The organism is Candidatus Pantoea rara (genome assembly GCF_051136265.1).
Classification (GTDB): Bacteria; Pseudomonadota; Gammaproteobacteria; order Enterobacterales; family Enterobacteriaceae; genus Pantoea; species Pantoea rara.
The window spans coordinates 392,244-417,972 of record NZ_CP194943.1 but is presented as its reverse complement, the minus strand read 5'-3'; the positions used below and the strand labels follow the sequence as shown (position 1 = coordinate 417,972).

Here is a 25,729-nt window from a genome sequence, read left to right as displayed (position 1 = left end):
GAACAGGTATGAATAAATTTCCCCCGCTCAGCGCCCGGGTTAACCGGCTGCTGCATGGTGCTGACTACAATCCGGAACAGTGGGCGCACCAGTCGGGCATTATTGAAGATGACGTGGCAATGATGAAGCAGGCGAACTGTAACGTTATGTCGGTGGGTATTTTCAGCTGGGCAAAGCTGGAGCCGGAAGAGGGGCGCTATGAGTTTGGCTGGCTGGATGAGGTGATCGACACGCTGTGGCTTCAGGGGATTTCTGTGTTTCTGGCTACCCCAAGCGGGGCACGTCCGGCCTGGATGTCGCAGGCGTATCCGGAGGTGTTGCGGGTGGGACGCGATCGCGTGCCGGCTCTGCACGGCGGCCGTCATAACCACTGCATGACCTCGCCGATCTATCGCCAGAAAGTGCAGGCGATGAACAGCAGGCTGGCGGCGCGTTATGCGCATCATCCGGCGGTGATCGGCTGGCATATTTCCAATGAGTATGGCGGCGAGTGTCACTGCGATCGCTGTCAGGAGGCGTTTCGCGGCTGGTTACAGCGCCGCTATGAGACGCTGGAGAAGCTGAATCTTGCCTGGTGGAGCGATTTCTGGAGTCACACTTACAGCGACTGGTCACAGATTGTATCGCCAGCGCCACAGGGTGAGATGTCAATTCATGGTCTGAATCTGGACTGGCGGCGGTTTATGACCGATCAGGTGACTGACTTCTGTCGTGAGGAGATTAAACCGCTGAAGCAGGCCAATCCCGATCTGCCTGCTACCACCAATTTTATGGAGTATTTCTACGACTACGATTACTGGAAGCTGGCACCGGCGCTCGATTTTATCTCGTGGGATAGCTATCCGATGTGGCACAACGAGAAGGATGAGAGCACGCTCGCCTGTTATACGGCGATGTACCACGATTTGATGCGCACCCTGAAGCAGGGCAAGCCGTTTGTGCTGATGGAGTCGACGCCGGGCGCGACGAACTGGCAGCCGACCAGCAAGTTAAAGAAGCCGGGAATGCATATTTTGTCGTCGTTACAGGCGGTGGCGCATGGTGCGGACGCGGTGCAGTATTTCCAGTGGCGCAAGAGCCGGGGTTCAGTCGAGAAGTTTCACGGTGCAGTCGTCGATCATGTCGGTCATCTGGATACGCGCACCGGTCGCGAAGTCAGTGAGCTGGGCCGGATGCTGGCCGCGATGACGCCGGTGATGGGCAGTCGGGTTGAGGCGCGTGTGGCGATTATTTTCGACTGGGAGAGTCGCTGGGCGATGGATAACGCGCAGGGTCCGCGCAATCTCGGTCTGCATTATGAGCGTACGGTGAACGAGCATTATCGGGCGTTCTGGGAGCAGGGCGTTGCGGTAGATGTGATTAATGGCGACAGCGATTTCAGTGGTTACGATCTGGTGATTGCGCCAATGCTGTATATGGTGCGCGACGGTTTCACGGCGCGTGCAGAAGAGCATGTTGAGCGGGGCGGGCATTTCGTGGCCAGCTACTGGAGCGGCATCGTAAATGAGAGCGATCTTTGTTACCTCGGTGGCTTCCCGGGTCCATTGCGGCCGCTGCTCGGCATCTGGTCAGAAGAGATAGATAGTCTGACTGACGAGGAGTTGAACGGCGTGCGTGGGGTTCGCGGCAATGAGCTGGGGCTGAGCGGGCCATATCAGGCGCGGGAGCTTTGTGAGCATATTCATCTGGAGGGCGCGACGGCGCTGGCCAGTTACGAGAGTGATTTTTATGCCGGTACCCCGGCGGTGACAGTGAATCGGGTAGGTCAGGGAAAGGCCTGGTATATCGCGTCGCGTAATGATCTGTCTTTCCATCGGGATTTTTATGGTGCGCTGATTAAGCAGCTTGGATTACCGCGTGCGCTGGCAAGTGATATGCCGCCTGGCGTGGTGGTTCAGCGCCGTACTGATGGTGAGCAGGCGTTTCTGTTTGTTCAGAACTTTACGGCGCAGGGGCAGCAGGTGTCGTTGCCTGCCGGGCTGAGGGATTTAATCGATGGCAAAGATGTGGGGGAATCGCTCGCGCTGGGGCCGTGGGGATGTCGGGTGCTGAGTGGGCCAGTAGAGTAGGACTATTCAGGTCGAGGGTGCATCTGCCCCATCGCTTTTACGCATGAGCATTGTCTGTAGAAAGATCGGTCCGGCCTTGTTGACTGGGAGCAGGTTTTTAGAGGCCAATTGCAGGATAGAGGCAGGAAGCGTGTATATTCTGTAAGCGGTCCCGGGCATGATCCCCTCGTTTTCGTTTATCAGTCGTGAGTGGCGGGCAGCAGCCCGCCTTTTTATTATCTGAAGGAGAACAACATGGTGAGTCTGAAATCATTTAAGCAATATTTCAGTCGGCAGCCGCTGACAGTGGAAGAGCTTGAAGTAGACAGCGAGCTGCTGGAGCGTCTGGTGAACTGCTTTGGCGGACGTGAAAATATTCAGCAGGTGGACGCCTGTCTGACGCGGCTACGTGTGAAGGTGTCGTCGCTGAAGGCTGTCGATACGGCAGGATTGCAGAAGGCGGGGGCGATTGGCGTGGTGATTCTGGGGCATGAGGTTCATGCGATCTTTGGTAAGCAATCCGACCAGTTGCGTCAGCTGCTGGAAGCCCGTTTCTTTCAGCCAGAATAAAAAGCTACTGTAAAAAATACGAAGTAAAAAAAATGGATAACCGTCGCCGGTTATCCAAATAAGCCCCTGCATAAGAGCTTAACAATGATCACAATGAGGAGACTGCGCGGTTACCACCAGGCTTCGACCTGTACGCCGAAGTTCCAGGTGTTGTTACTGGTGTTGTCTTTAAAGCTGTGCCCGTCTTCTGAGTCATTCAGGTAAGAAGCAAACAGACGCAGTTCCGGACGTGACATAAATTCGGGACCGGCTGCCAGGCCCAGTGCCAACGTATATTTCTGACCCGCCTGTTTGTAGTCGCTGCCCACTTTGTTCTCATCTTTCTGCCAGAAGCTGCCGACTTCCCCGATGCCACGGACATACTGGGTGAACTGATACTGTCCACGACCCACCAGCGACAGCAGGGTACTTTTGCTGGTCTGCGCGGTCACATCATCCGCTGAACCCCAGGTAAAGACCTGATTCAGCGAGAACTTGTCGGTAATCGGCAGCAGGCCGGTGTTGATGACGCGGTAGCCGGTGGCGTTTTGAGTATCGTTCCACATGTCATACCAGCCACCGCCCTGCGAAATCATATTCTGCGCCAGACCTTTATTGGCATACTGGAACACCAGTTTCTGATAGCCACCCCACACGTCCTGACTGATTTCACTGGTGACCATTACGCCGTTATCTGCGTCATACAGGCCACCATATTCTTTCTGTTTTTTGGTGGTGTTCGGCATCGCGTAATCAATACCAAACTCAGTCCAGGCACCGCTCCAGGGTTTCCAGCCGGCATAGCGCAGATCGAGGTAATTGATGTTCACGTCGTTATCGCCATCGACGCGGTAATCTACGTCATTGGCATCGCCACGAATCCACGCAAACGAGATAGCGCCCGGACCCAGCGTATAGTTTTCGATACCGGCACCCGAGCCGGAGATATTCCAGTATTTAGTATCAATGATGTGCAGATCGTGACGCTGGTAATAGCGTTTACCGCCCCAGATCACGGCATCCTTGTCACCCGGCACCAGCCCTTTTATCTGCAGGTTCAACTGACGTAAACCAAACTGCGCATCGTCGCCGAGGGTGGTTTCGTTATCGTTAGAGCCGTCGGAGAACATGCTGACCATGGTATCGACGTAGAAACTGACATCATCCTTTTTGTAGACCTCGCTGCCCAGCTCAACCTCGCCATACGTATCAGCTTCGTTGCCGAGACGACCTACTTTGTTTTTTTGAAACTCTTCGATACCGCCATCCTGTGATACACCCACGCCACCACGCAGATAGCCATGGAAATCAATGTTGTCGATAGCCGCATAGAGCGTCGGGGAAGTCAGGGCCGCAGCAAGCGCCACAGCAGCAGTACGTAACCTTGTTTCCATGTTATCCTCAATTTTATTTGTAATACGTTCACATGACAGCGGCAGTAAACGCTTTATGTCAGGTTGGTGACAAACAAAATCGCGATAATGTGTGATGCGGTGCTAATAAAATGGCGGTATTTGTAAGGATTAGTGAATCGGATCACCAAATATTACTATGTGAAGGTATTACTTTTACTTTTTTATCGCGCAATGTGACTGCGGCAGTCTGGCTGGCACAGCGGCTGTGATACCATTCCGTTATCGGTTATCAGGGATGCGAATTATGAAATCAAAAAATGCCACCTTAGAGGATGTCGCCCGTCATGCTGGCGTGTCGTATCAGACGGTTTCGCGGGTTTTGAATAAGTCGGCAAACGTCTCAGAATCAACGCGGCGCAAGGTGGAGCAGTCAATTGAGACACTGCGTTACGTGCCTAACCGACTGGCGCAACAGCTGGTGGGTAAGCAGAGTACGACGCTGGGCCTGGTGACCACTTCACTGGCTTTGCATGCGCCATCACAGGTCGCTGCAGCGGTTAAACGTTATGCCAATGCAGCGGACTATCAGGTGCTGATCGCCATGATTGATGAGAACGTCAATCAAAGTCTGCAGAATTGTATCAATGAGCTGAAGTCGCAGCGGGTGGATAAGATGATTATTAACGTCCCGCTGGAGAGCATCGATGCCGAGAAGATCGTGCAGGAGAATGAAGACATTCTTTGCCTGTTCCTGGATGTCGATCCTTACAGTTCAGTGTTTAACGTTTCGTTTAACCCGGCTGACGGGACCCGCGCCAGCGTTAAATATCTCTATGAGCAGGGGCACCGTGAATTCGCGCTGCTGGCCGGGCCAGAGCTGTCGGTCTCCGCGAATCTGCGGTTAAAGAGCTGGCTGGATACGCTGGAGAGTTATCGTCTGAAGCCGGTCAGTGTCAGCCACGGTAACTGGGATGCGCAGAGTGGTTACAACAGCGTTCTGCAACTGCTGCGGGAAGCGCCGGAATTCAGCGCGCTACTGGTGGGCAATGACCAGATGGCACTGGGTGTGCTGAGCGCGCTGCATCAGCGCGGCGTGGCGGTGCCGGGGCAAATCTCAGTGATTGGCTACGACGACACCTATGAAAGCGCCTTCTTCCATCCGGCGCTCACGACGGTCTCACTGGATCTGGATTTGCAGGGCAAAGAGGCGGTTGCACGACTGTTGTTAGCCAGTGAGCAGGATGAGCAGCGTTCTTCATCGATTCTGCCCGCAAAACTGGTGGTGCGCAGTTCAACCGGTATCGCCGGGCAGCAGCAGCGGGATTTAAAGCAGATTGCCGAACAGCTGCGGCTGATCGCCAGCCGGCTTGAGTAGTATGCCAATTCCTGAAGATAAAAAAGCATAAGAACGCACCGCTGCTATGCTCAGATCAGGATAATTATTCTGAATGTCGGACAAATTACCCGACTATCTGATGCTGTCGTGACGTGCATTCAGATTCGCGGTAGGCCCCCGATACATTCAGCCCGATTTCATTGGCTTCAGGGAGTGACATTATGCTGTGGCTTGAGCAGGGACTTTACCTTCGGATTGAGGAGTTAGCGCATGGCCCCAGGCCGCTGCCGCTTTCAAGTGGTTTTACGCCCCAGACGGCTTATCGCGCGTTGGGCTGTTTTAACCCGTCTGAAACTTCAGATGCTTACTACATCCTTTCAAATGACCGCGATGAAATATGGTTTATCTGTAATCGTCATCTGAGAACCGTTTTTCTTGATGCCAGTAATACAGCCTTTCGGGTGAAGATGCAGGGGCCTGCAGAGAGTCTGCCAGTGCTCTCCGCCGCATCCGATGGTCATAACATCTCTCTTGAACGCTCAGTCTGATTTCACTGTCTGTGGACGCCAACGCTTCAGAAAATAAAAAAGCCGCCATTGCTGGCGGCCCTGATGCATTTTGATGTGAGCGTTGCCGGTAAATCTGCCGGTGACGCTTTTTAATTTGCAGCGACGGTTTTCATTGCCGGACGCTGTGGCAGCACCACCAGGCAGGCGATAATGATCAGTGCCAGCGTCAGCGAGGCACCGTAGCGACTCAGCGCCAGTCCACCTGCAGCTAGGGGTTTATCCAGGAAATCGCCGACGACGGCACCCAGCGGACGGGTCAGGATAAAGGCCGCCCAGAAGAGTGCCGTGCGTGAAAGTGACGTAAAGCGACTGGCCGCCCAGATGATCGCCAGCGCGCCAACAAACAACAGTATCCCGCCATCGTAGCCCAGACCTTCAGTGTCTGCCGTCCAGTCACCTAACGCCGTGCCCAGCGTCTGCGAAAACATAATGGTGACCCAGTAAAAACTCTCTGTGACCGCGTTGTTAACGGAGCTCACCGCGACCGTGCCACAGGTGATTTTCCACAGAAAGAGCGAGAGGATCAGCAGCGTACTCAGCAGCAGGGTACCGCCCAGATAACCAATATTGAGGGAGCGATCGGCAAAATCTGCCATCGTTGTGCCGACCGTGGTTGTCGCTACCACAGTGAACCAGTAAATCCATTTATTAAAGCTGTGGCGATTAATCTGCACTACCACCGCGATCAGAAAAATGATGGCGAAAATCAGCGTTCCGGTCAGGTAACCCAGATTCATCGACATGGTCACCGCATCACCGCCGGTTTCACCCAGGGTAGTAGCAGCAATTTTGGTTAACCAGAAAGCCGCGGTAACGGCCGGTACTTTACTCAGAGAATAAGAAGCTGTGTTGTTATTTTGCATGGGTGAGACTCCGGAACAGCCCAACATGGGCTAATACAACAGTGAGGCTATAAGAATATTCTTAAGGAAACATTAAGCGGAAGGAATGCGATGACGTTTTTTTGATCTGCTCTGCAAAAGCTAAATGAAGGGGAGAAGGCATGCATGCCGGAAGATTTCTTTCGGGTTTTTTAGTTTTATCACTTTGTGGTAAAAGGATTTTTATGCGGGTAAGCAGAAAGGCATCTCTCAGAGGCTCTCAGGGATTATCAGGCGTACTGAAAAGTATATCGCTGACAGCGCAATGCGTATGAGTAGCAAAATTAAAGAATAATGAGGGGGCCTCTATTGCCTGCACATGAACGCCTGACATTTATGCTGCCTCATTGAGCCACTAATTCTGATTGTCTGAACAGCAGAAATATCGTCAAGGTTGCCCATGGGCAGGCATTTACCCAGTCAGACAGGATCGAGCCGTTTAAAGCGCCCGCTGATGAGTTAACACGACGTGATTAAAGATTTAACCCTGATTAACCGATAAACATAAGCTCATACGGCTGAAGCTGCCTCCTGCAATTGACGTTTTACCTACCTCTCTGCAGTGAGAAACGTTTCGAAAACACGCCAGACAATCTGCCACGTCAGCCACCGTTCAGGACGGGTATTCCTGCAATAATAGCCCCGTCCCCGGAGCCCACTTCAGCTTCAGGCGGGCATTTATAGTTATAATCAGGTTAGTAATGACGCGTATTGAGCGTCATTAATATCGTCGGCAACGTCGGAGTCGGTCGCCATGTACACAATGATCAAACCCTCTTTTACCGCTGTCTGGTCTACAGACGCCCAGGGTATCTGCGTCGCCAGTCAGGAAAGCCCTGCGGGTTTTATGCCCGAACTCAGGGGCGTGACGCTGAGTTCATGGCTAAGACTGGCACAGGCTGACGACGATGCGAAAATCGCGCTGCAATTGACCGCAGCACTGGAATTGCTGACCCCTTTTCATATTGAAGTGCCGATCCTCTGTCTGGACGGCAAGACACGACGGGTTCTTCTTGCTGGCCTGCCGGATTGTCAGCCTGGTGCATCTCCTCTGCAATATAAAGGCTTCATTCTTGACGTGACCGGACAGCGTAAAGCGCTTGAGGATGCACTGCGCACCGCGGCAGAATATCGTCTGTTAATTGAAAACAGTACCGATCTGATTGCCCACTGCGACGCACAGGGCCGGTATGTTTCAATTTCGCCTTCCTATGGCGAAATAATGGGCTTTACCGCCGAAGAGGTCATAGGCCAGCTGGTGGTAGATTTCCTGCATCCCGACGATAAGGCGTTAGCAACTGAAGCACTGGAATGCCTTTTTAGCGGGGGCGTGTTGCCGGATGTGGTTGAGGTTCGCAAACTGCATCGTGACGGGCATTACATCACGCTGGGCACCAAAGCGTGTGGCGTCATCAACCCCAGTACAGGAAAAAACATCGGTGCCGTGCTGGTCTCACGCGACATCACGCGAGACAAAGAGCGGATGCGTGACCTTGAGAAGCTGGCAACGCTGGATACGCTGACCGGCCTGCATAATCGTGCCTGGATCATTGAGAAGGTGGGCTGCATGCTGTCGCAGGCGGACGACCTGGTCTTTACCACCGTGATGTTTATCGACCTGAACGGTTTCAAGGCGGTGAATGATCTGATGGGCCATGCAACGGGCGATGCGTTATTGCAACAGGTTAGCGAACGGCTACAACGCTGCATGCGTCCGGGCGATTCAGTGGCGCGACTGGGCGGAGATGAGTTCGTGGTGGCAGCGAAGTGCAGCAACCGTGAAACGGCATCCGCCATCGCTCAGCAGATTATTGACAGTCTGCATGAGCCGTTCGCCATTAATAATATGGATGTGCGTATCGGCGCGGCGATTGGCATCAGCCTGGCCCGCTTCGGGACGGCATCGGCCAAAATGCTTTTCGAAAACGCAGACAGGGCGATGTATCAGGCCAAAGCACGCCGTGATGGTTCATATCAGTTTTGCGCGTCGGCAGAGGAGTCATTGCCATAGAAGATGTTAGGTTTCCGCTTTCGGACCTGCTTATCCTGAACTTATTCGCATATCGACCCGACGCTATCGACATGCAGGCAGGCCGTCCGGGCTAATTTCATGCAGATTCTTCAATATCCCGCCCATCATAAGCCCCCTGTGCCAGTTCCATCGCTCCCCCATGTTGCTTCGCCCAGCTCACCAGCGCGATAAAAGGATCCTGCAATGTCCTGCCCAGCGGCGTGATCGCATACTCGACCGCCACAGGGGAGGAGGCAATCACGCGACGGCTCACCAGTCCATTGCGTTCCAGTCGGCGTAATGCTTCTGTCAGAGACTTATGGGTGATGGGATCGAGTCTGCGCTTGATGGCGTTAAAGCGTGACGGCTGAGAACACAAAACGGTCAGGATCAAAACTGACCACTTGTTTGCCACCTGTTCCAGAATAGGGCGCGTACTGTTGATCTCGGCCAGTACTGCGGTGATATCAGTGGTCATGAGGTTTCCTTGAGGATATCTGGTGTGTATCAGGTGCGTAATTGACACCAAATATAAGAAATATACTATCGGGTGTCTACCCTCTATCTGGAGTCGAAATGATGAAATTACGTGGAAAGATTGCCCTGGTCACGGGCGGTAGCAGCGGTATTGGCCTCGCAGTTACGCGTCGTTTTGTCCAGGAAGGCGCACGGGTTTTTATAACGGGCCGACGTGAAGCTCAACTGGCTGAGGCTGTGGCGCTGATTGGCGGTGACATCGAGGCGATTGCAGGTGACATTACCCGCACAAGCGACCTTGAGCGTCTGTTTGACACCCTCAAGGCGCGGGCAGGCCGGCTAGACATCCTGGTCAACTCGTCTGGCCTGTCTGAACCTGCGAGCCTGGAAGAGACCACCGAAGAGCACCTTGATCGCATCTTTAATCTGAATGTGCGTGCCATGGTGTTGACGGTGCAGCACGCGGTGCGACTCATGAGTGAGGGCAGCAGCATTGTGCTGGTGGGTTCGATTGCGGGAAGCATCGCGAATCCCGGCTATGCTGCCTATTCAGCCAGCAAGGCCGCAGTGCGATCCTTTGCCCGCACCTGGAACAGCGAACTGGCGCCACGTGGCATCAGAGTTAACACACTCAGCCCTGGCCCCACCGATACACCGATGTTTAGCCAGGCCAGCGATGAGATCAGGCAGACGCTGAGCGCACGGATACCGGCAAACCGGCTGGGTAATCCTGATGAAGTGGCGGCTGCAGCACTCTTTCTGGCGTCCGATGAAAGCAGTTACGTCAGCGGCACCGAACTGGTGATTGATGGCGGTATGACGGCCTAAAGGCGTCAGCGGCGAACGATGCGGGATAGCGCGGTGGTATGGCGGGGAGGGTTTTGACACATTAAGACGCTCTCGCCATGCTCTCCCACTAAGAACACTTCTCAGAGTGATATTTACCTGCCTTAGATTTGTTCTGGTCCAGCTGTATTCATTGTGCGGCGGAACGTCGGTCCATGATCTCTTTAACGTAATGCTCGATAACTATCTGATGTTCATGGCTTATTTCCGCAATAAATAACCGCAGGAAAGCAGGTGTTGAGTGAAGTGTTTTCACAACCAGGTTATCGAAGTCTTTCTGAATAAAACGGTCATAGCCTTTTAGCGTCGAACGCTGAAGGACGGTATGCGCAATAATTTCGAGAACAGCACGTCTGTAATCATCAGAAAGCAGAATATCCAGATCGTCCCGGCTGATCTCAAACGCAAAGTTATAGCTGATAAAACCAGAATCAACAGGCAAGGAGTAGGTCAGTTTCCCCTCCTCTTGTGTCACATGAGGTTCATATCCCTCACCCATGAGGTGTACTGACTGCATCATATTAATCTCCTTCTTTTTCAGCCCTGGGTGATGACTTCAGCGCTTAAAATCACCGAAATCGATGTTTTTCCGCTTATAACGATGATCGCGCGCATGCTCACGACCTCAGACCTTTTAATAGCCGAAGTTCCCGGTTGTTTACCTGGTCGCTAACAGCAAAACTGGCTAAGGGGTATGCCTGTAAAGGCGTGTCACGTCAACCCTGAGCAGTGAGCTGCTGGTATCCAGGCGCCTTTATAGGGTTGTCGCTTTTCCCCGCTATTTTAAAGACAAAAAATAGCAGGGAGGACGTTGATGCTTTCACCTTCTGGCAAAAACATCAGACGATGCTTCTGAACGGACTTTAGTGCCCAGCCCATACCGCCGGTTTTCTTGTCTGCCAAGGACAGGCGTTTTCAAGCTGCCCCGCCAGCGCCAGCAATAAATTCTCCTGATTAAAGCCTGCACAGAACTGCATGCCAATCGGCAGATTCAGGGAAGAATGAAAGCCCATAGGAACGGACATAGCGGGCGTTCCGCAAACGTTCGCCAGCGCAGTAAACGGTGACTGATTGAAAACGTGATGCATCCAGCCGCGCCCATCCACGTCATGCTGATGTTGATTGTACTCACCGAGCAGACCGGGCAGGGCGGGGAGAGTGGGTGTCAGCAGAATGTCGTAAGCCTGATAAAATTGCCCCATTGCTTGTGTGACGGCGTTTCGCATATGCATTGCACCGACCAGGTCAGTAGCCGTAAGAGAGTGGCCAAGTTTCCAGAGTGCGAGGCTTGCCGGTTCCAGCATCTCTTCATTAACGGGATTATTGGTTGCTGACGCTAGCGCATCGATCCAGGCTGCGGTATTGGCAGACCAGAAGCGGGTATTCAGTTCAACAAAATTGTCCCAACTGCCGATTTGGGGTGTCGCCTCCTCCACCTGATGACCCAGCGTGATAAGCAGTCCGATCGTTTTACTGAGCGCTTCGACGACTTCTGGCTGGCTGCGCTGACCGTTCAGCGGATGCGTCATTACACCGATTTTCAATGATCCTGGATTCTGAGATACGCAGTCATTCAGATTTGAATGGGATGCGGCGATGATAAAAGGATCACCTGCCTGATTACCCTGAACGGCGTTCAGTAGCGCAGCGGTGTCACGAACGGTTCGGCTGACGAATCCATGCACGGCAAGGCCAGACCAGACTTCATCGACATCAGGTCCCATGCTGATTCGTCCGCGGCCTGGCTTCAGCCCGAACAAACCATTCGCGGAAGCGGGCACCCGAATTGACCCGCCACCATCGGTAGCATGCGCGGCTGGCACCATGCCTGACGCTACAGCGGCAGCTGAACCTCCACTGGAACCTCCGGCACTGTGATCTGTATTCCACGGATTGCGCGTGCCACCGTTAAAGCGTGGCTCCGTGGTCGTGCTTGCAGCCAGTTCGGGGGTTGTCGTACGTCCCAGAAGCACAAGTCCTGCTTCTCGCATTTTACGGGTCAGATTGGAATCCTGCGGTGAAACGTAACCGGCTGCCAGCCGGCTCCCCAGTTCATTCCGACGGTTTTTTACCGATATTCCCAGGTCCTTAACCAGCATGGGTACGCCCTGAAGCACGCCTGAGCGCAGGCCACGCTCATCATCCCAGACCTCAATGACGGCGTTCACTTCATCGTTCACTTCTTCGATGGCGTTGATGGCAGCATCTCTGACTTCCTGCGCTGTTACTTCGCCCTGAGAGATGAGTTGAGCCAGGCCGGTGCCGTCGAACGAGGTATATTCTGTCAGTTTCATGGTTTCCGCTTAGGGTTGCTTGTGCTTTAAAGGCACGCTTAAGTATACTGGATAGTATCTATTGATACTTATCGGTATCGTACGATACTAATCGGTATCGTTGCAACAGAGAAAAACCTATGCACAGAACATCACAACCCCGGCTGCCTCCTCGCGAACGCATCCTGCAGGCGGCGGAAAGTCTGTTTTATCAGGAAGGAATTACCCGGGTCACCGTGGATGCAATCGCAGCGAAAGCGGAGTCGACAAAAATGACCCTTTATCGGCATTTCGCGTCCAAAGAGGCTCTGGTACAGGCCTGGATCACCTTACTGGTTGAGGATTACAACCGGGTATGGGAGGCGCTGGCGGAACGATACGGACAGCAACCGGATGCGCAGATTATGGGTTTTGCCCGTTATCTGAAGGACAATCTTGCGGGAACATTACAACGTGGATGTCCTTTCACAAACACCTTGGCAGAAACCACAGGTCAATTTCCTGAAATCAGGGAGCTGATCTTTGCCCATAAGAAGAAGCAGTTTAACAGGCTGGTTTCACTCTGCGGCGCAGCGGGCATTACCGATCCACACACGCTGGCGAAAGAGATAACGCTAATCCTGGAAGGCCTGCAGGTGGTGGCACAGAATGACGCGTTTGAGGGTGCTGCAGATTTCGTGCTGCAGCGTCTGGAAGCTAAACTCAGGCTGCCTGTGTGAAGGTGTAGCTCGGGAGTTGCCTGACGGGTTACGCTGAAAGAAGAGATAATGATCCGCTTTGAGCGCAAAGCGGATAGATCTTAGTGACTCTGACGTCTAAGCACCGCTCATCCCCGGAATTCCGTCCTGCCCTCCATGACTGCCACCACGACCTCCCAGACCGCCAGCGCCTGCGCTGCTGCCATTACTGCCGTTGCCACCTCTCCCGCCACTGCCTCCGTTGGCATCCATGTTGGTATTTCCAGCATGTTTGTGACGATGGTGTTGAGTGCCGGGGGTAGTCCCTGCGCCATTCCCACCATTCCCGCCGTTACCGCCATTTGATGCGCCATTCCCGCCATTTCCACCATTCAGGCAATCGGTGCCGGCTACGCCATTCCTGCCATTCTGGCCATCAGGGGAACCATTTTGCCCATCCCGGCCATTCTGGCCTTCGCAGGCAGCGGGTTGCGGAGTGTGAACAGACTGAGTATTCGCTGATACCGGCAGGCAACCTATCCCGAGCGAGAAGGGTACCAGGAATAATAAATGCTGGCTCCTGAACATCGTTAATTCATCCTCATCGTTGATGGTTATCAGCCACTGTCATGCCCTCAAAAGGCAGCAAGAATGGCGGCTTCCATTTTTTCCGGCGTGGTGGTCGGGGCAAATCGTTTGATCGGTTTGCCGTCGCGGCCGATCAGAAACTTCGTGAAGTTCCACTTAATACGACCACCCAGTACGCCAGGTAATTCACCTTGCAGGTAGTGAAAAATCGGGTGCGTTGAAGAGCCATTGACGTTCACTTTCCCAAACATCGGGAAACTCACTCCGTAATTGATGTGGCATGTCTGCGCGATCTCGTCGGCGTCGCCGGGTTCCTGCTTCCCGAACTGATTGCAGGGGAAGCCTAGTACGACCAGTCCCTGATCGGCATACTTTTTGTAAAGTGTTTCAAGACCGGCGTATTGAGGCGTAAACCCACAATGACTGGCGGTGTTAACCACCAGCACGACCTTCCCTGCGTAGTCGGCCATCGGGACAAGCTGACCATTCAGGCTGGAGGCAGTGAGTTGATAAAAGGGTGACATGTTGTAATCCTCAGAGCGGAACCTGTTTAGTGTCAACATTAGCACAGCGCGGACACCGGAGGGGATCAGGCGAAGCCGGTGCTCCTGACAGGACCGGTATCCCTGCTTCGGACCTTACCGCCAGCGTTATTGATTATTTTCCACTTCTGACGTGAACCCGGGTGGTTATTCCTGATGAATTTTCACCACAATTTTTCCCTTCGCATGCCCGCGTTGCAGCCAGTCAAGCGCCTCCTGAGTTTCTGCAAAGGGAAAAACCTTGTCGATTACCGGTTTGATTTTCTCAGCTTCGAGCAATTTGCCAATTTGGGTAAGCTGATCGCCATCAGGGCGAACAAAGAGAAAGGAATAATCCAGTCCGCGCTTTTTTGAAAGCCGTAAAATTTTGCGGCTCATCAGGCCAAATATTATCCGTAGTATGATATTCAGCTGTCGGGTTCGTGCGAAGGCAACATCTAATGGCCCAATGAGAGAGATTATCTTTCCGCCGGGTTTCAGAATATTCAGGGATTTCTCAATCAAATCTCCCCGGAGAGTACCAATGACGATATCGTAGCCACTCAGCACGTGTTCAAATGCCTGCTTTTTATAATCCACCACCTCATCTGCACCCAGTTGACGCACCCATCCTGCATTGGCTGAACTGGTTGTCGTTGCAACCTCTGCGCCCAGATGTTTCGCCAGCTGAATCGCAAAACTGCCTATTCCGCCGGAACCCGCCGGAATAAACACTTTTTGCCCAGGCTGTAAGTGGGCTCTTTCTGTGAACGCCTGCCATGAAGTAAGGCTAACCATAGGAAGAGAGGCCGCCTGCACGAAATCTAAGTTTTTAGGTTTCAGGGCCGCAAGACTTTCAGGGACAAGTGCAAACTCGGCCAGTGACCCTGTGCCTGTGTCGAAAATGCTGGCGAAGATTTCATCACCTGGACGGAATCGCGTTACACGACTCCCTGCCGCAATGACCACGCCTGATAAATCACTGCCGAGGGTAGCGGGAAGCTTAAAATGCAAAACCGGTTTGAACATCCCACCAGGAATCATGTTGTCTATGGGGTTCAGACCCACAGCATAAACTTTAACCAGGATTTCATCTTCAGCAGGAGAGGGGTAATCCACGTTTTCAAATCCCATATCAGGCGATTTTCCGTAGCGCTTAAACGTAAAAGCTTTCATTGTCCGATTTTTCATTATTAGTTTCTCGCATCAAGCTGAAGGCTATTCCGCACGACCTTATCCAGGATAAAGGCGGGCGCTAACCGGCGGACAAAATTCAGTGTTGTAGCCAGCGTTCCCGCCGTATAGCGCACCCTGGGTCATGGTTTATTTCTCAGCAGAACCCTGTAAAAGGGCTCCGCTGAGCAGAATTAACTACAGCGTTTTGTATCGCTCTGCGGCCTCTTCCTGTCTGATGTCCGACAGCAGACCCTGACGGGAGGCATCAAGAACATCCCAGCGCTCAGCCTGGTGTAATGGCGGAATGGTCACGAGCTCGCGGCGGTCAAAACCCGTCATAGCGGCGTCAACCAGTTCGCCCACGTCCATCATTTTAGAAGCATGAGTGATGTCGATGCCGGCACGTTCCCAGATTTCGGTGTAAGTCCCCGCCGGGAGCACCGCCTGAACATAGATACCCTTTGATGACAGCTCAACGTGCATTCCCTGCGACAGGAAAAGAACAAACGCTTTGGTTGCGCCGTAAACCGTCATAGCAAATTCCGGGGCAAGTCCGACGATGGAACTGATATTGACGATTGAGCCACCTCCGGCATCTGCAAAACGGGGAGCCACAGCACTGGCCAGCCTCGTCAGTGCTGTGACGTTAAGTGCGATGAGGCGTTCGATGGAACCAGGCGTCTGCCCGGTAAAACCGCCGGTCTGGGCGATACCGGCGTTATTGATAAGAATGCCTATCCGCGTGTCTTCCCGCAGGCGCGCTTCAACGGCGGCTAAATCACTCTTTACGGTGAGGTCGGCAGGCAGAACATCGACGGAAACAGGGTTTTCCTGTCGCAGCCGGGCCGCCAGCTCTTCTAATCTGTTCTGGTCGCGAGCAACCAGAATAAGATCATGTCCACGACGCGCAAAACGTTCAGCGTACACCGCACCAATGCCTGCTGATGCGCCCGTGATGAGAACCGAAGCTTTAGTCATAATTTTATCTTCTTCATTTAATTGATTGAAATTGCCGTCAGCGATGCACGCACAACTGCGATGCTCCTGGCGTTGTCAGGGGTTTTCGCTAAGCGCTGGATAATCGGTGTAACCCTGCGCACCCCCGCCATACAGCGTTTCAGGGTTAAGCGGGGCCAGTGGCGCTCCCGTCTTAAGTCTTTCGACTAAATCGGGGTTAGAAATGAAGGGGCGACCGAAGGCAAATAAATCGGCTTTGTCCTGTGAAAGATGGTCTGACGCCAGCGCCAGGTCATAACCATTGTTACCGATGTACGTATTTTTAAAGCGCCGACGCAGAGAAGCGTAATCGAACGGTGATGCATCACGTGGGCCACCCGTCGTGCCTTCAACGACATGCAGATAGGTGATACCTGAAGCGTTAAGCTGGTCTGCAAGGTAGTCATATTGTGGCTGTGGATCGCTGCATGAAATGGCATTAGCAGGCGAGACGGGTGAAATGCGCACGCCCGTGCGTTCTGCCCCAATCTCATCTTTAACGGCCTCCACGACGTCCAGCAGCAGACGAGCACGATTTTCAACAGAACCGCCATATTCATCGGTACGCTGGTTTGCGCCATCTTTCAGAAACTGTTCCAGCAGATACCCATTCGCGCCGTGGATCTCAACACCATCAAATCCGGCGGTAATGGCATTAGCCGATGCCTTTCTGAAATCGTCGACAATCCCTTTTATTTCATTATGTTCGAGCGCACGTGGCTCAGAGACGTCAGCAAAGCCGTTGTTCACAAAGGTTTTAGTCTCGGCACGGATAGCAGACGGTGCGACCGGGGCAGCGCCTCCTGGCTGTAAATCGACATGCGAAATTCGTCCCACGTGCCACAGTTGTACAAATATGCTTCCACCTCTGTCATGCACCGCGTCAGTGACTTTCCGCCAGCCCGCGATCTGATCCTGCGTGTAGATCCCCGGCGTATCCTGATATCCCTGCGCCTGTTCTGAGATCTGCGTGGCCTCGGTAATCAGCAACCCTGCAGTGGCTCGCTGCGCGTAATAGGTCGCAGCCAGTTCACCGGGGACAAGGCCTGCTCCGGCGCGGTTGCGCGTCAGCGGTGCCATCACAATACGATTCGCAAGTGTGATAGCCCCCAGTTCATAAGGTTGAAATAAAGAGTGATTGGTCATGGTTATTCCTCAGCGGATGAGCGGGTAAAAGCAACTTTTTAATGATGATGATCATAATCATTAAAGTCAACCGGTTTGATTATGATCATCATCAATGTATAATCAGGATCTGTTGCAGGAGAAATAAAATGAAAGTGTCTAAAGAGCAGGTACGCGAAAACCGGGTGCGGGTCGTGGAAACGGCGTCAGCGCTTTTTCGTCAGCGTGGTTACGATGGTGTAGGCGTCGCTGAGCTGATGTCAGCCGCTGGGTTAACACATGGCGGGTTCTACAAACATTTTGGGTCGAAAGAGGATTTGCTGGCTGAAGCGATGACCTGCGGTTTTGTGCAGTCGGCAGAAAAAACCGAAGGGGTGAGTCGGGACGCGTTTATTAAGTATTACCTTTCCCGGCAGCATCGCGATGACATGGGAAAGGGTTGCGTGATGTCGGCTCTGGGCACCGATGCTGCCCGGCAGTCTGAATCCATCCGGGAAACATTTGCGGCCGGGATTGAGCGACAAATCGCCGTCCTCGAATCCGAAAATGTCACGCGTGAAGAGCTTTTGACGACTATTGCGCAGCTTGTTGGTGCACTCATGCTTTCGCGCGCGTGTCCGGAAAGTTCCGGACTGGCAGACGAAATTCTTGAGGTCTCCCGTGCGCGTTTGCTCAGTCCGGACTCCAGTAAAGATTGAATGGGGGCTCCTGCCGTTCAACGGGAACAGGCCTGTGTGGCAAAGACTGAAACATCCGGTCTGCTGGCGTTTGATTAATCGCTGCGGTAATGCGCAATCCGGACGTCCCGTTCCGGGTAAAGTTGCCGCCAAAAAGTTATCAATCAATCAGTCAGCCACCAGCCTGTTTCAGTGATGCCTTACTCAACCGTTATCACGAAACCCTGGGTAAAGGCTCATTCCGCCATCAATAAACAGGGTGGTGCCATGAACGTAGTCAGAGAGATCGCTGGCAAGCCAGACGACGGCATTCGCCACGTCTTCAGCCGCACCGATGCGCCCGTAAGGGATGAGCCTTAACAGTTCTTTGCCTGCCTCGCCCGAGGTGCTTTCCTTGTTAATGGCAGTTGCAATAGCGCCAGGTGCCACAGCATTAACACGGATCCGATCTTCACCCACCTCCTGAGCCAGACTTTTCATCAGCAAATCGACGCCGCCTTTTGACGCCGCATAGTTGACGTGTCCGGCCCACGGGATGAGCTGATGAACCGAGCTCATATGAATAATCTTACCCACGGCTCTGCTGAGTTCCGGTCGATGCTCCTGACTGCGGAACTGACGCAACGCAGCACGTGCGCAGAGGAATTGTCCGGTAAGATTCACGTTAATAACGGTATTCCAGTCCTCCAGCGTCATATCGATGGAGGCGGCATCTTTCTGAAGCCCTGAGTTCGCTACCAGGATATCCAGTCTGCCAAATTCAGCCAGGGTCCGGGCGAAAAGATTTTCTACGTCAGTCTCTTTTGATACATCTCCTTTCACTGCGATGGCACGGCCACCGTCTGCACAGATTTTTTCAACCAGTTCTTCGGCGGGCTCCGCCTGGCTGTGGTAGTTGACCACCACACTGGCTCCTTCTTTAGCGAGTGCTTCTGCGCAGGCATAGCCAAGACCCGAGCTGGCACCGGTAACCAGCGCAACCTGATTTTTGAGAGAAAAGATCATGAGGCTTCCTTAGATTTTGTAAATGATGAGCGTCTTAACCCTGCAGGCATCATCCCGGGATTGAATATCGCTAACACTGCGAAGTCCAGATACTCCTACTCTGTTAAACGGCTCGCCAGAGTGAGTGCATGGGTCTGAGCCACTGAATTATAGATGCGAAGTGCGGGGTTAGCCGTCATTACGGGCGGGTCAGGAATAGGTGGAGAGTGCGCTAGATGCATTTTGCTTCATCTGCTTTTATCCTGACCGTCGTCATAAAAAAGGATATGAGCATGATAACAGTAGAAAAAGCAGATCCTCGTTCAGCAGCATCCCAGCTTCTGATAAGCAAACTGTCAGCAGAACTCGCGGCGATTACGGGTGATGATGGCAAAAGTAACTTCACCATGGACTCTTTAGAGGAGGAGAGATCGCTCTGGGTACTCGCCCGAAACCACAGGGGCGAGGCAGTAGGGTGCGGAGCAATCAGACCGTTAGCCGGGGATATTGCTGAACTCAAAAGAATGTTTTCAGATCGTAGCGTGCCGGGGATTGGTAATGCGTTACTCTCTTTCCTGGAAAAATCAGCCCTGAATATGGGGTATAGCCAAATCTGGCTTGAAACGCGATCTGTTAACCGTAAAGCGGTAAATTTCTATCAGAGAAAGGGTTATGAGCGTATTGAGAATTATGGTCCTTACATCAATCGCCAGGACGCAGTGTGCTTTGCAAAAATTCTGTAAAAGAACGCTAGCTTCAGCGGCATAAAGACAGATTAACCTCATGATCTCGTCTGTTACTCCGTGACGTCTTGCTGTCGTGGTCAGCAGGATCTCCCTGCTGCGAGGCGTTTCACACACGAATCTAAAAGATGGTGTTTTAAGACTCGATCGGCTCATGAAAAAAAAACCATTCTGCACGACCAACATGAATTTCCTTCACGTTCGTTGAAATTTAATCACTTTTTTTCAACTCATTGTTGAGGCATAAAGTAAGAATTGTTAATAACTTTGAGTCATATGAATGTGTGTAAAGGGATAGCAACGCTGGATAACCCCTTAACGCAACCCTTCATATCAGCGACCAGGATACCCGATAGCGATGAACAACTTAGCCTTTACCCTCAAGCGCATTCGTTTCGACGAAAACTATAACCCTTCGAAAAATACGCGGGCGACGACTAACTTCGCTAATTTAGCGCGCGGCGAAAAGCGTCAGGAAAATCTGCATAATGCCCTGGCGATGATCGACAACCGTTTCAATGCGCTGGCACACTGGGACAATCCAAAAAGCGATCGTTATTCTGTTGAACTTGAGATTATTTCTGCTGAGCTGAATCTTCGTCCCGAAAGTAACGACGAATTGTTCCCTGCGATTGAAATCTTAAAAACGCATATTGTGGATCATAAAACGGGTCAACGCATTGAAGGGATTGTCGGTAATAACTTCTCATCTTACGTGCGTGATTATGATTTCAGTGTCGTGCTGGCAGAGCACAATAAAGGCCAGACAGCCTTTAGTCTGCCGGATGATTTTGGTCAGCTGCACGGTAATATTTTCAAAAGCTTCGTTAACTCAGCGGCCTATAAAGAGAGCTTCAGTAAATCTCCGGTTATCTGCCTGAGCGTGTCGAGTAAAAACACTTACGTGCGCACCGGTAATCAGCATCCGGTACTGGGCATCGAATATCAGCAGGATGAGCCTTCCCTGACTGACTTTTACTTCGGAAAAATGGGCCTGAAAGTACGTTTCTTTATGCCGCAGGGCAGTGTCGCGCCTCTGGCCTTCTATTTCCACGGCGATCTGCTCAGTGATTACACCAACCTTGAGCTGATTAGCACCATCAGTACGATGGAAACCTTCCAGAAAATCTATCGTCCTGAAATTTATAACGCGAATTCTGCAGCCGGACAGTGCTACCAGCCCACGCTGCAGCATCAGGATTATTCGTTAACCCGCATTGTTTATGATCGCGAAGAGCGCAGCCGGCTGGCCGTCGAGCAGGGCAGGTTTACTGAGGCGCATTTCATTAAGCCTAATCAGACACTTCTCGCGCAATGGTCTGCTGAATTCGTTCTTTGATTAATTAAAATAGAAGGTCACCTGCTATGAAAACCTTATTACCGACATCCACTGCTGGCAGCCTGCCTAAACCTTCCTGGATTGCGCAGCCAGAAGTGCTCTGGTCACCCTGGAAATTGCAGGGTGATGAGTTAGTTGACGGCAAAAGAGATGCGCTGCGTCTGTGTCTGGACGATCAGGTTCGGGCCGGTATTGATATCGTCAGTGATGGCGAGCAGACCCGTCAGCACTTCGTGACGACCTTTATTGAACACCTCAGCGGCGTAGATTTTGAAAAGCGCGAAGTGGTTCGCATCCGTAATCGTTACGACGCAAGCGTCCCGACCGTGGTGGGTGAAGTCTCACGTCAGAAGCCCGTGTTCGTTGAAGATGCGAAAATCCTGCGTAAGCTGACCGATCGTCCTATTAAGTGGGCGCTGCCGGGTCCGATGACCATGATCGATACCCTTTATGACAATCACTACAAAAGTCGCGAAAAGCTGGCCTGGGAATTCGCCAAAATCCTGAATCAGGAAGCCAAAGAGTTAGAAGCGGCCGGTGTGGATATCATTCAGTTTGATGAGCCAGCGTTTAACGTCTTTTTCGATGAAGTGAATGACTGGGGTATCGCTGCGTTAGAGCGTGCCATTGAAGGTCTGAAGTGTGAAACCGCCGTTCACATCTGCTATGGCTACGGCATTAAAGCGAATACCGACTGGAAGAAGACGCTGGGTACCGAGTGGCGTCAGTATGAAGAAGTCTTCCCGAAGCTACAGCGTTCGGCTATCGATATCGTTTCACTGGAGTGTCAGAACTCGCGCGTTCCGATGGACCTGATCGAGCTGATTCGCGGTAAAAAAGTCATGGTCGGTGCTATCGATGTGGCAACCCATGAGATTGAGACGCCTGAAGCCGTGGCTGAGACGCTGCGCAAAGCGCTGCAGTTTGTGGATGCTGGAAATCTCTATCCTTCAACCAACTGCGGGATGATCCCGCTGCCGCGTCAGGTTGCGAATGGCAAACTTCACGCGTTGAGTGCGGGCGCAGAGATTGTCCGCAGAGAGATTCTGGGGAAATAATCTTTTCCTGAGCAGGCTCAGCCCGGCTGGCGATTTGATTGTAGAGAGATCAAAAGCCGGACTGAGTTTTCATCCCTGTGCCAGACGTGGGTTTGCACAAAGATGAGTGTCAGCATAAAAAACGCCATCATCCATCTCCATCACCTTCACTTTGCCCGCCATCCGCATCTTCAAAAAAATGTTTCACGCCGATATTCTGCCTACGGAGACAGGGTATATCTGATATGAGATAGGTGATGTCACTGCATGATCAGGCTAACCTGACGGCTGATGTTATGAATAAATCTTCAGGGAGAGGGGTGAAGATGAATACAGTATTTGAATGGCGAAATAGCTCATATCTCATCAGTACCGATAAGGAAAAATTAGACCAGAAGGCTATCCATCAATATCTGACGCGTTCAACCTGGGCGGCTGGCATCGACATGAATACTGTCGCCGTGTCGATAGAGAACAGCCTGACTTTTGGTGTCTATGATGATGAGTCACAAATAGGGTTTGCCCGGCTGGTTACCGATTATGCGACTTTCGCCTGGCTGAGTGATGTTTATATTCTGGAAGAGTATCAGGGCAAGGGGCTGGGCAGATGGCTCATGGCATCCATTCATGACCATCCGGTTTTCATAAAACTGCGCAGAATCCTGCTGTGTACCACAACGGCCCCCAGGCTTTATAAAAAGCTTGGTTATGAACCCGTTAACCAGGAAAACTTTATCTGGACGATTACCCGGCCTGATATCTATGCCGGAAATAATCGTTAAATAACCCTGGCTAAACAGTGCTATAGCGATAATGCTTTCAGAAACAGCGCGTTATAAATCCATCATCGCGGATGGATTTCTGCCACTAAACGGATCAGGCTGGCCGCAGGACGATCACAGCGTATCGACATGCCTTGCTGGTGTTATTTCTGAAGACACAATCAGCTGGATCGCCCAGTTCAAGACAGTCTCCAGCCGCCATTTCATAAGTGCTCGACCCGGCTTCGAACGTCAATGACCCTTCCAATACCCATATCAGCTGACGTCTTGAAATATAGGAGATAGCTGGCATCGGCACAGCGGTATTGGCCGGCAGTTCGACACTGACCAGATCGACCGGCATCTCACCCGGTGAAACGTGCCGACGCAAATAGCCGGTCTCAGGATCCTGCCATACCGGCTGATTTTCGTGCCTGACCAGCGTGCCTGTCTGAACTTCTGTCTGGGCCAGAAGCTGCGAGATGCTCATGTCAAAAGAGCCCGATAGCCGGGCTAACAGAACTGCCGTCGGGCTGCTCTCTCCACGCTCGATTTTGTGGATCATCGCCCGCGATACACCGGAGTGACCTGCCAGTTCAGTCAGTGACCAGCCGCGTTTTTCTCTTTCCTCTTTAACCTTTAATCCGATCCGGATATTCAGGTTATCTTCTTTACTGGACATTTCATCTAACATAATAGATAACTATCATTGTGTACAATTCATCTACTTTAGTGAGTGAGCAAAGGGGTGTCTACCATGATTATTCGTGCGGCTATTGAAAGTGATGCTGATGTGATTGCTGAGATTTACAACGATGCGGTGCTTAACACCACGGCCATCTGGAATGAAAGCAGGGTAGATGTCGCTAATCGTATCGCATGGATACACAGTCGTCAGCAGGCGGGTTTTCCTGTGATAGTGGCAGCGAACAATGATGATAGCGTGCTGGGATATGCTTCATACGGTGACTGGCGGCCCTGGGATGGATATCGTCACACCGTTGAGCATTCTGTTTACGTTCATAAAAACGCGCGGGGACAAGGCATAGGTGATGCCCTGATGCGGACGTTAATTCAGCTTGCCAGTAAGAGCAAAAAGCACGTGATGGTGGCGGGTATTGAATCGGAAAACAGAGCGTCAATCACGCTGCATAAAAAGCTGGGCTTCACTGAGGCGGGCACCATGAAAGAAGTCGGCAATAAATTTGGGCGCTGGCTGGATCTGACATTTATGCAGTTGCGTCTGGATGATCGCAATCATCCCTGACTGGCACTGCCTGAAAGTTAACGTGCGCATGCTTTAGCGGACATTCTTTGGAAGCTGAGCGGCAGCGTGTGAATGAATTGTAAATTCATACGACGACCGATATAACAGATGGATAACCACTCATCACCGAGGCAATGATGGCGCTTTCACACGAGGTAGTCCTGATCTTCACCACTTATCTTGTCGCTACGGCGAGTCCCGGGCCAAGCAATATGGCCATTATGGGCACGGCAATGAAAAAGGGCAGAGGTGCTGCACTGGCGCTGGCGGCGGGAGTCGTGAGTGGGTCGATGATCTGGGCGCTGCTGGCCGCCAGCGGTGTACTGACCGTGCTGGCAACCTTCGCACAGTTGCTGATTGCGTTGAAAATTGGCGGCGGGTTATATCTGCTCTGGCTGGCGTATAAAGCGGGTAAATCGGCTTTGCGGCGGACGGAAGCCGGTGACTTTACCGCCAGCGATGAGCGGGTCGCTTATGGCAGATTGTATCGTCAGGGCATTCTGATGCATATCGGCAATCCCAAAGCGATTCTTACCTGGGTGGCGATTATGTCATTTGCGCTGAAGCCGGATGGGAGTGCCTCAACATTGCCGATAATCCTCTGCGGTTGTGCAGCCATTTGCGTCCTGGTCTTCGGCGGTTATGCTCTGCTGTTCTCAACCTCTGTCATGGGCACCTTTTACCGACGCATTCGTCGCGGACTCGATGCTCTGTTAGCCTGCTGCTTTGCGCTGGCAGGCCTGAAAATGGTATTCAGCCGTAGCTAACCGGGCCAGGTGAATCGCTGAACGCGCTTTTGACGAGCCTGATGCCTGTTGATTAACAGAAGCGGGGCTGGGCAGTCACTTTTTAATTATAAGCCCCAGTATTCCAGACAGGCCTGAAAATCACCTGAAGAATTTAGCCGAAGTTTTGGCAGGCTGACCTGGTCATAAAGCGTCTTATGGCGCTTCCGATTCTTCGGCGCAGTAAGGATAATATATTTCAGCATCTCCAGGGTCACATGCTCTCTGCTCATCTTCAGGCCTCCAACGCGTGGTGTGGAGGAATAACATCTGCGAATATACCGAATTAGCGCCACAGGTACTTTTACATCCAGAAGAATGAATCCTGTGGCGCGCGCGAGACGTTCTTCAATACATTTTGTGTAATTCCCATCCATAACCCATTTTTCCTGACTCACCGCGTCAGCGTGTAAACGCATAAACTCAGCCGGTGCTCTGGGAATCCATTGAGTGCCCGGAGTATGGTGAAGCTGATCCAGATGAACGGCAGGCAAGGCTGTTTTGCGAGAAATAGCAGCAGCCAGAGTAGATTTCCCGCTGTTAGACGGCCCCATAATACAAATGCGTGGCCCAAGCGCGTCTAAAGAAAGTGTAGTGATCACAACGTTTCCTCTGAATGTTCCCTGTCTGGTTGCGCTGACCTGCTGAAGGTTCAACTTAATAATTCTGAACAGATGGTGAAGTAAAGTCCTGTCGTAATAGCGCTGA

27 protein-coding genes and 1 pseudogene are annotated in these 25,729 nt (G+C 52.2%); 14 read left to right on the top strand and 14 right to left on the bottom strand.

Going from position 1 to position 25,729, the window contains the following annotated elements:
* Positions 1–8 precede the first annotated feature (8 nt).
* Positions 9–2,069 carry a beta-galactosidase gene (locus tag ACR8BF_RS20445; RefSeq protein WP_434746045.1) on the top strand — a complete coding sequence of 687 codons (2,061 nt, stop codon included), beginning with the start codon at positions 9–11 and terminating at the stop codon, positions 2,067–2,069.
* Positions 2,070–2,303: 234 nt separating this feature from the next.
* Positions 2,304–2,618: a glucose PTS transporter subunit EIIB gene (locus ACR8BF_RS20440; protein ID WP_136198973.1), complete on the top strand. Its 315-nt coding sequence runs from the start codon at positions 2,304–2,306 to the stop codon at positions 2,616–2,618.
* Positions 2,619–2,728: 110 nt separating this feature from the next.
* Here ACR8BF_RS20440 and ACR8BF_RS20435 read toward each other — a convergent pair whose 3' ends face one another.
* A complete protein-coding gene (locus tag ACR8BF_RS20435) occupies positions 2,729–3,991 on the bottom strand; it encodes a maltoporin (protein ID WP_292986037.1) in 1,263 nt (420 codons plus the stop codon).
* Positions 3,992–4,256: 265 nt separating this feature from the next.
* Between ACR8BF_RS20435 and ACR8BF_RS20430 the strand changes: the two genes are divergently transcribed.
* Together ACR8BF_RS20430 and ACR8BF_RS20425 are read left to right on the top strand one after the other, a co-directional pair.
* A complete protein-coding gene (locus tag ACR8BF_RS20430; protein ID WP_434746044.1) occupies positions 4,257–5,327 on the top strand; it encodes a LacI family DNA-binding transcriptional regulator in 1,071 nt (356 codons plus the stop codon).
* 182 nt (positions 5,328–5,509) lie between these two features.
* Positions 5,510–5,836 (top strand): hypothetical protein, encoded by a 327-nt coding sequence (locus tag ACR8BF_RS20425; protein ID WP_179898056.1) that lies wholly within the window; start codon positions 5,510–5,512, stop codon positions 5,834–5,836.
* 110 nt (positions 5,837–5,946) lie between these two features.
* Here ACR8BF_RS20425 and ACR8BF_RS20420 read toward each other — a convergent pair whose 3' ends face one another.
* A complete protein-coding gene (locus ACR8BF_RS20420) occupies positions 5,947–6,720 on the bottom strand; it encodes a COG4705 family protein (protein ID WP_292986035.1) in 774 nt (257 codons plus the stop codon).
* A 772-nt stretch (positions 6,721–7,492) separates the two neighbouring features.
* Here ACR8BF_RS20420 and ACR8BF_RS20415 point away from each other — a divergent pair.
* Entirely contained in the window at positions 7,493–8,749 is a 1,257-nt protein-coding gene (locus ACR8BF_RS20415; protein WP_434746043.1) for a diguanylate cyclase domain-containing protein, read from the top strand.
* 97 nt (positions 8,750–8,846) lie between these two features.
* Here ACR8BF_RS20415 and ACR8BF_RS20410 read toward each other — a convergent pair whose 3' ends face one another.
* A complete protein-coding gene (locus ACR8BF_RS20410) occupies positions 8,847–9,227 on the bottom strand; it encodes a winged helix-turn-helix transcriptional regulator (protein WP_434746042.1) in 381 nt (126 codons plus the stop codon).
* A gap of 98 nt (positions 9,228–9,325) precedes the next feature.
* Here ACR8BF_RS20410 and ACR8BF_RS20405 point away from each other — a divergent pair, with 98 nt between their 5' ends.
* Complete coding sequence (locus ACR8BF_RS20405) at positions 9,326–10,054, top strand: SDR family NAD(P)-dependent oxidoreductase (protein ID WP_434746041.1); 729 nt, start codon at positions 9,326–9,328, stop codon at positions 10,052–10,054.
* 148 nt (positions 10,055–10,202) lie between these two features.
* On the opposite strand, the gene ACR8BF_RS20400 is transcribed toward ACR8BF_RS20405, so the two are convergent.
* A complete protein-coding gene (locus ACR8BF_RS20400) occupies positions 10,203–10,589 on the bottom strand; it encodes a hypothetical protein (protein WP_434746214.1) in 387 nt (128 codons plus the stop codon).
* 346 nt (positions 10,590–10,935) lie between these two features.
* On the bottom strand, positions 10,936–12,366 hold the full coding sequence (locus ACR8BF_RS20395; RefSeq protein ID WP_434746040.1) for an amidase: 1,431 nt from the start codon (positions 12,364–12,366) through the stop codon (positions 10,936–10,938).
* Between the two features lie 119 nt (positions 12,367–12,485).
* On the opposite strand from ACR8BF_RS20395, the gene ACR8BF_RS20390 reads away from it, so the two are divergent.
* On the top strand, positions 12,486–13,064 hold the full coding sequence (locus ACR8BF_RS20390; RefSeq protein WP_434746039.1) for a TetR/AcrR family transcriptional regulator: 579 nt from the start codon (positions 12,486–12,488) through the stop codon (positions 13,062–13,064).
* 107 nt (positions 13,065–13,171) lie between these two features.
* Here the strand turns inward: ACR8BF_RS20390 and ACR8BF_RS20385 are convergent, their stop codons facing one another.
* The 6 genes and pseudogenes from ACR8BF_RS20385 to ACR8BF_RS20360 all read right to left on the bottom strand — a co-directional run bounded on the left by ACR8BF_RS20385 (position 13,172) and on the right by ACR8BF_RS20360 (position 17,449).
* Entirely contained in the window at positions 13,172–13,396 is a 225-nt protein-coding gene (locus ACR8BF_RS20385; RefSeq protein ID WP_434746038.1) for a hypothetical protein, read from the bottom strand.
* A gap of 261 nt (positions 13,397–13,657) precedes the next feature.
* Positions 13,658–14,134 (bottom strand): glutathione peroxidase, encoded by a 477-nt coding sequence (locus tag ACR8BF_RS20380; RefSeq protein ID WP_434746037.1) that lies wholly within the window; start codon positions 14,132–14,134, stop codon positions 13,658–13,660.
* 165 nt (positions 14,135–14,299) lie between these two features.
* Positions 14,300–15,322, bottom strand: coding sequence for an NADP-dependent oxidoreductase (locus ACR8BF_RS20375; RefSeq protein ID WP_434746036.1), 1,023 nt, complete (start codon positions 15,320–15,322; stop codon positions 14,300–14,302).
* 2 nt (positions 15,323–15,324) lie between these two features.
* Positions 15,325–15,447, bottom strand: a pseudogene (locus ACR8BF_RS20370) (oxidoreductase); the annotation flags it as partial.
* 55 nt (positions 15,448–15,502) lie between these two features.
* On the bottom strand, positions 15,503–16,285 hold the full coding sequence (locus ACR8BF_RS20365) for an SDR family NAD(P)-dependent oxidoreductase (RefSeq protein ID WP_434746035.1): 783 nt from the start codon (positions 16,283–16,285) through the stop codon (positions 15,503–15,505).
* Positions 16,286–16,360: 75 nt separating this feature from the next.
* A complete protein-coding gene (locus ACR8BF_RS20360) occupies positions 16,361–17,449 on the bottom strand; it encodes an alkene reductase (RefSeq protein WP_434746034.1) in 1,089 nt (362 codons plus the stop codon).
* Between the two features lie 128 nt (positions 17,450–17,577).
* On the opposite strand from ACR8BF_RS20360, the gene ACR8BF_RS20355 reads away from it, so the two are divergent.
* Positions 17,578–18,126 (top strand): TetR/AcrR family transcriptional regulator, encoded by a 549-nt coding sequence (locus tag ACR8BF_RS20355; protein ID WP_434746033.1) that lies wholly within the window; start codon positions 17,578–17,580, stop codon positions 18,124–18,126.
* Between the two features lie 183 nt (positions 18,127–18,309).
* Here the strand turns inward: ACR8BF_RS20355 and ACR8BF_RS20350 are convergent, their stop codons facing one another.
* Positions 18,310–19,110 carry an SDR family oxidoreductase gene (locus ACR8BF_RS20350; protein ID WP_434746032.1) on the bottom strand — a complete coding sequence of 267 codons (801 nt, stop codon included), beginning with the start codon at positions 19,108–19,110 and terminating at the stop codon, positions 18,310–18,312.
* A gap of 272 nt (positions 19,111–19,382) precedes the next feature.
* Here ACR8BF_RS20350 and ACR8BF_RS20345 point away from each other — a divergent pair, with 272 nt between their 5' ends.
* From ACR8BF_RS20345 to ACR8BF_RS20330, 4 genes are all read left to right on the top strand, one after another.
* Positions 19,383–19,832 carry a GNAT family N-acetyltransferase gene (locus tag ACR8BF_RS20345; RefSeq protein WP_434746213.1) on the top strand — a complete coding sequence of 150 codons (450 nt, stop codon included), beginning with the start codon at positions 19,383–19,385 and terminating at the stop codon, positions 19,830–19,832.
* A gap of 358 nt (positions 19,833–20,190) precedes the next feature.
* Positions 20,191–21,171 (top strand): DUF1852 domain-containing protein, encoded by a 981-nt coding sequence (locus ACR8BF_RS20340; protein WP_179898018.1) that lies wholly within the window; start codon positions 20,191–20,193, stop codon positions 21,169–21,171.
* Positions 21,172–21,197: 26 nt separating this feature from the next.
* Positions 21,198–22,229 carry a methionine synthase gene (locus ACR8BF_RS20335; protein ID WP_434746031.1) on the top strand — a complete coding sequence of 344 codons (1,032 nt, stop codon included), beginning with the start codon at positions 21,198–21,200 and terminating at the stop codon, positions 22,227–22,229.
* Positions 22,230–22,534: 305 nt separating this feature from the next.
* Complete coding sequence (locus ACR8BF_RS20330; protein ID WP_434746212.1) at positions 22,535–22,990, top strand: GNAT family N-acetyltransferase; 456 nt, start codon at positions 22,535–22,537, stop codon at positions 22,988–22,990.
* Between the two features lie 94 nt (positions 22,991–23,084).
* Here the strand turns inward: ACR8BF_RS20330 and ACR8BF_RS20325 are convergent, their stop codons facing one another.
* Positions 23,085–23,663: a helix-turn-helix domain-containing protein gene (locus tag ACR8BF_RS20325; protein WP_434746030.1), complete on the bottom strand. Its 579-nt coding sequence runs from the start codon at positions 23,661–23,663 to the stop codon at positions 23,085–23,087.
* 63 nt (positions 23,664–23,726) lie between these two features.
* Between ACR8BF_RS20325 and ACR8BF_RS20320 the strand changes: the two genes are divergently transcribed.
* Positions 23,727–24,236, top strand: a complete 510-nt coding sequence (locus ACR8BF_RS20320) for a GNAT family N-acetyltransferase (protein ID WP_434746029.1) — start codon at positions 23,727–23,729, stop codon at positions 24,234–24,236.
* A 137-nt stretch (positions 24,237–24,373) separates the two neighbouring features.
* A complete protein-coding gene (locus ACR8BF_RS20315; protein ID WP_434746211.1) occupies positions 24,374–25,003 on the top strand; it encodes a LysE family translocator in 630 nt (209 codons plus the stop codon).
* A gap of 86 nt (positions 25,004–25,089) precedes the next feature.
* On the opposite strand, the gene ACR8BF_RS20310 is transcribed toward ACR8BF_RS20315, so the two are convergent.
* Positions 25,090–25,623, bottom strand: coding sequence for an AAA family ATPase (locus ACR8BF_RS20310; protein WP_434746028.1), 534 nt, complete (start codon positions 25,621–25,623; stop codon positions 25,090–25,092).
* Between the last annotated feature and the right edge of the window lie 106 nt (positions 25,624–25,729).